Consider the following 4,748-nt stretch of genomic DNA (forward strand, 5'->3'; position numbering starts at 1 on the left):
AACGCAGGTTTTTTCTTAAGCACAATATTTGACTCTGCAATCTCCACAGGGCTGTTAAAATTCAGCTGAGTTGGAACGTTGAAATAATCTGAGAACACCTTTGCTTCCTCTGCTAGCATGTTGCCGTAAAAATCCATCTGGAGTTTAAGCCAATCCGTAAGATAGTTTGTGAGAACTGCACCCACAGTCATTTTACTATCTTTAATATCAACTGTTGTTTCGGTTATCGCCAGTTCTTGAGTTGTGGTTTTAATCTGCGCCTCAGAAATTGTCATATCAGTATCAAGCCCCTGCAAGCCTAATTCTACTGTGTTTATGTTTCCCTCTGCACCTATTTCCCATTTTTCTGAATCATTGACAGGTCCTTTAAAGTTTAAAAAGGAAAAAAAGGCTGAGCCTTTGATAGATTCAATGTGCCTAAGATCGTCCTTGAGAGTGTTAAATGAAGTAAGCCAAGGGAATATTATTGCTAGATCAACCTTTGTGTTTTTAGAACTAAGAGCAAGTATTTTATCACTCTCCCAATGATAAGAACCTGTAGTTTCTGGAGATGAAAACTCGCCGATTTTAACTTTTAGCCCTTCAAAATCTATTGACTTATGATTGTAGTTAAAGTTACTCCCTTTAACATTCACTGGCAGCGGTACCCTCTCATAATCAGCTGTAATATCTAACTCTGATACATATACATTAGTTTTAGGAGACTTCTTCTGATCTCCGATTTTGAGCTTGCCTTGCGCTGTACCCTGTAAGTTTTTTATCATGCTAAGCTCATGTAAGAATCCTTCATCATCTACAAATTTCTTAATAATAGGAGGGATTTCAGATGCATCAGAGTCAATCATAATATCCAGGTGTAATGGTCCGATTGGGCCCTCTATGCCTATGATAAATGTACCGTCATGGCCTACTGCAGTGCCTGATTTTGCCTTAAGATCAGTCCCTGTAAGCTTGCCATCAGCGATAAGAGCATCGCCGGAGACATCTGTTAAATCAAAATCTCCATACGGAATAAATATGTTTCCATCTATGAGATTTGCTTTTAGTACAAAGTTGCCTTTTCTCCAAAGATCCCTAAAATCTTCTCCGCTTGCAGTAAGGCTTATGTTTGGTATTGTGCCGCCTCTAACAATGTTGAATATAAGGTCTACTATTCGGTCCCCGCCTGCCATAAACAAAACAGCATTCCTAGAGGACTCTACATCTATATTATTTCCATTTAAATTTAAATTAACCTTGTTTTCCTTTTTATCTATTCTGTGTTGGCCGCTGGCTTTTATATCCGGGTATGCCATATCTACACTGTTTAGAGTTATTAAGGTTTTGTCTTCATCCAGCACTACATCTGTATCTATTTTATTTCCTTTTATTTCAAACTCTTGATCACCTTTTGATAGTGTTAACTCAGAGTTAGAAACAACAACATTTCCGCTTAGATCTTCTAGAGATTTAGTCTTATAGCTGACATCGATATCTATATTTGACTTTGTTACCAGTTTATTATCCGAGGAGAGGTAATTAAGGAGCATGTGAGGTTTAAATCTTGTTAGGGTTATATCACCATTAGCATCATATGACTTAGTGTTTATAACACCCTTTAGAGCGATAGTCTGACTGATATTTGAGTTTGCTCTTATTCTGTAATTAAGAGAATTATTAGGGTATGCGATTACAGCATTTAAGTTGTTAAATTCTAAAAAATTCTCATCTGACTTTTTTATAGTTAAATTAGCGTAATCAATACGGGCATTAAACCCCTTCCATTTTGAGTTTAGATAGTCCAGAATTTTTACAAGCTGTTCTCTTTGTTCCTCATAAGAAAATGGCTCATGGCCATCTATCTGCTCTTCCTCTTTGGATTTTTCAGGAATCATCAATGTCATCTTGGGACGGAGGAATTTAAGCTCGGAGACTTCTACATTTCCATATAGGAGAGGGAGAATTTTGGGATATACAATTACAGTATCGAAGGTTCCTTCAAATTTATCCGGAATACTTAGCTCGGTGTTTTTTATAAGCACGTGGGGTCTGTGAAAAAAATGAAGAGTCATGGTTTCATAATCTATATCACCACCAACTTTATCAGCTATAAGCCCGTGTATCTTATCCTTGACGGAATCTTTTTGTATTAGATTAGACGCTATGAAGAATGCTGCCGTTACAATAATAATTAGTACTAAAGCTGCTGCTGACAGCCAAACTGAGACTTTTTTAACTTTACTCACTCGGTATACCCTATACAGCGACAACCCAAAGTACTATGCTTTGAGATATCACTAAACGCCAGTTTGAATTGCAAGATAATGGTAACTTACAAGGGGCTGTTCCACAATCAATTTTTACGATTCTAGCTGAGTTTTAACCCTTAGTTCTCAGCAAGTTTACTTTTTACAAACATTATTGCCAAAAGCGCTCCGATACTAGAGAGCACTGCTGTAAATATAAGACCTCCTCCAACACCTGTGACATATGAGTGCTGAATGTGTCCAATAATCTCGCTATAGCGCTCACTTCCGAGACTGGATATAAGGTTTTGACTAGTGCCGCTTGCTACTACAAAATCTGTAACCTCAGCTAACTGGGACTTGGATAGGTCAATATTTGATGAGCTTAGTCTTGTAATCAAATCATTTTTTGCAAAGTAGGTAAAAATTGTAGTAGCCATTGCCAGACCAAATGCGCCTCCGACAAGCTGGAACATATATAAAATACCTCCGGCCAAACTGGCTCTTGCCTCACTCACAGCGCTAACGCCTGCAGTAGTTATAGAAGGCACTGCAAAACCCAGACCGACGCCGGCCACTAAATAGCCTGGAATAAGTCCATAGTACCCCTGTCCAAAGCCGAACAATACGACTAGAAAAATCCCTACAGATACCAGGAACATGCCGATGAAAATAGACAGCCGTGCTCCAATTTTATTGTATACCTTGGCTGAATATGCCGATGTGGCTGAGAATACTACGAGCATAGGTACAAGAACCGCCCCTGCTCCTATAGGGGTGTAGTTCAGGAATTTTTCTAAATACTGGGTTACATAGAGAAGGATTGCGAAAAATCCGGGAACAAAAGTAAACATTATTGTGCCCACTATCATGAATTGAAAATTTCCCATTACATCTTTTGGTATTAGGCCTTCGTCCTTACTTCTCTCAATCATAAGGAAAATCGCCATTACCACAGCAAAAATTACTAGGAGCAAGATAGTTTTATAGGAAATCCATCCCCAGGTAGGCGCCACCGTAAGCGCATAAAGTAGGGCAACCAGTGAAATTGAGACTGTTATAATACCACTGTAATCAATCGGATTCTCATCTTCTTGTACTACTTGTTTATCTACGACTATATAGGTTATAACGCCAGCAATAATACAGACCGGAAGATTTACAAATAATACCCAGCGCCAATCAGCAAATTCAGTCAAAACCCCGCCAATCAGTGGCCCTGCGGCATTACCGATACCACACATTACCATTAATAGTCCGCCAGCTAGGCTCTTTTGATCCTCACCAACTGAGGAGTATAGTATGCCAATCACACAGGGCCAAAGCATTGCTGCGCCTACGCCCTGTATTACTCTTGCTGCAATAATCATAGCGGCATTTACAGATAGGGCCCCCGCAAGTGAAGCTAACCCGAAAATAAACAGGCCCAAAAAAAATAATTTTTTACGTCCGAACATATCGGCAAGTCTGCCGAACGTTACCATTAAAACCCCAAAGGAGAGAATGTATCCGTTTATTATCCACTGTACTGTATTGACATCGGTGCTAAAGGATTTCTCTATGGCTGGTATGGCGACATTTATTGCAGTTATATCCACTGCAATAGCCAAAATACCAAGTCCCATTGCAAAAAATGTCAGTATTTGTTTACGAGTCATTGAATCTTTCTCTAGCTTTGCGCCATCAATAAGTGTTAGGGTTAGTCTATTTGATATGATATCTTTATATAATTAGATCCACGATGATTCTTTAAAGTTTCTTTATATTTACAAAAAAGATTAATCAAGGATAACACACAAGGGAGGAAAATAGTATGAGAGTTCTAAGTATATTTTTAGTATTAGTATTTGCATTTCTTTCAATCAGTGCCAGTGCTAAAGTTGTAGGTAAGGATGTTGACTACAAACAAGGCGATACAACCTTAAAAGGCTATTTAGCCTATGATGATAGTGTTGAAGGTAAAAGACCAGGCGTATTGGTTGTTCACGAATGGTGGGGACACAACGAGTATGCAAGGGCTAGAGCTGACAAATTGGCTGAGCTTGGCTACACAGCATTAGCAGTTGATATGTATGGCGATGCTCAGAATGCAGATCATCCTGAGAAAGCCGGCGAGCTTGCAACAGCAGTTCTTAGCAACATGGATGTTGCAGAGGCCAGGTTTCAGGCAGCGATTGACTACTTAAAAGCACAGCCTACTGTAAATCCTGAATATATAGCGGCGATCGGATACTGTTTTGGCGGAGCCGTTGTTCTCAACATGGCACTTAGAGGAGTTGATGTAGACGGAGTTGCAAGTTTCCATGGAATCCTGCCGCAAGAAGCTCCTGAAAATGCTAAGCCTACCGCTGATATTATAGTGTTCCACGGCGGAGATGATCCGTTTGTTCCAAAAGAGCAGTTTGATAAATTTAAGAACATTATGAAAGACACTGGAGCTAACTACGAGTTAATTGTATATCCTGGAGTTAAGCATAGCTTCACAAACCCAGCAGCAGACGAATATGGAAAGAAATTTGATCT

At 39.4% G+C, this 4,748-nt stretch carries 3 protein-coding genes; 1 reads left to right on the forward strand and 2 read right to left on the reverse strand.

Annotated features, from left to right (window positions below):
* Both AAF462_10205 and AAF462_10210 read right to left on the reverse strand, forming a co-directional pair.
* The coding region (locus AAF462_10205; GenBank protein ID MEM7009493.1) for a hypothetical protein at nucleotides 1-2,225 on the reverse strand (2,225 nt) is incomplete at its 3' end.
* A gap of 140 nt (nucleotides 2,226-2,365) precedes the next feature.
* The gene (locus AAF462_10210; protein ID MEM7009494.1) at nucleotides 2,366-3,883 is read right to left on the reverse strand and encodes an MFS transporter; all 1,518 of its coding nucleotides are present in this window, start codon (nucleotides 3,881-3,883) and stop codon (nucleotides 2,366-2,368) included.
* A 155-nt stretch (nucleotides 3,884-4,038) separates the two neighbouring features.
* Here AAF462_10210 and AAF462_10215 point away from each other — a divergent pair.
* A partial coding sequence (locus tag AAF462_10215; GenBank protein MEM7009495.1) for a dienelactone hydrolase family protein occupies nucleotides 4,039-4,748 on the forward strand: 710 nt, incomplete at its 3' end.

The sequence above is a fragment of the Thermodesulfobacteriota bacterium genome, assembly GCA_039028315.1.
Lineage (GTDB): Bacteria > Desulfobacterota_D > UBA1144 > Nemesobacterales > UBA2774 > CR02bin9.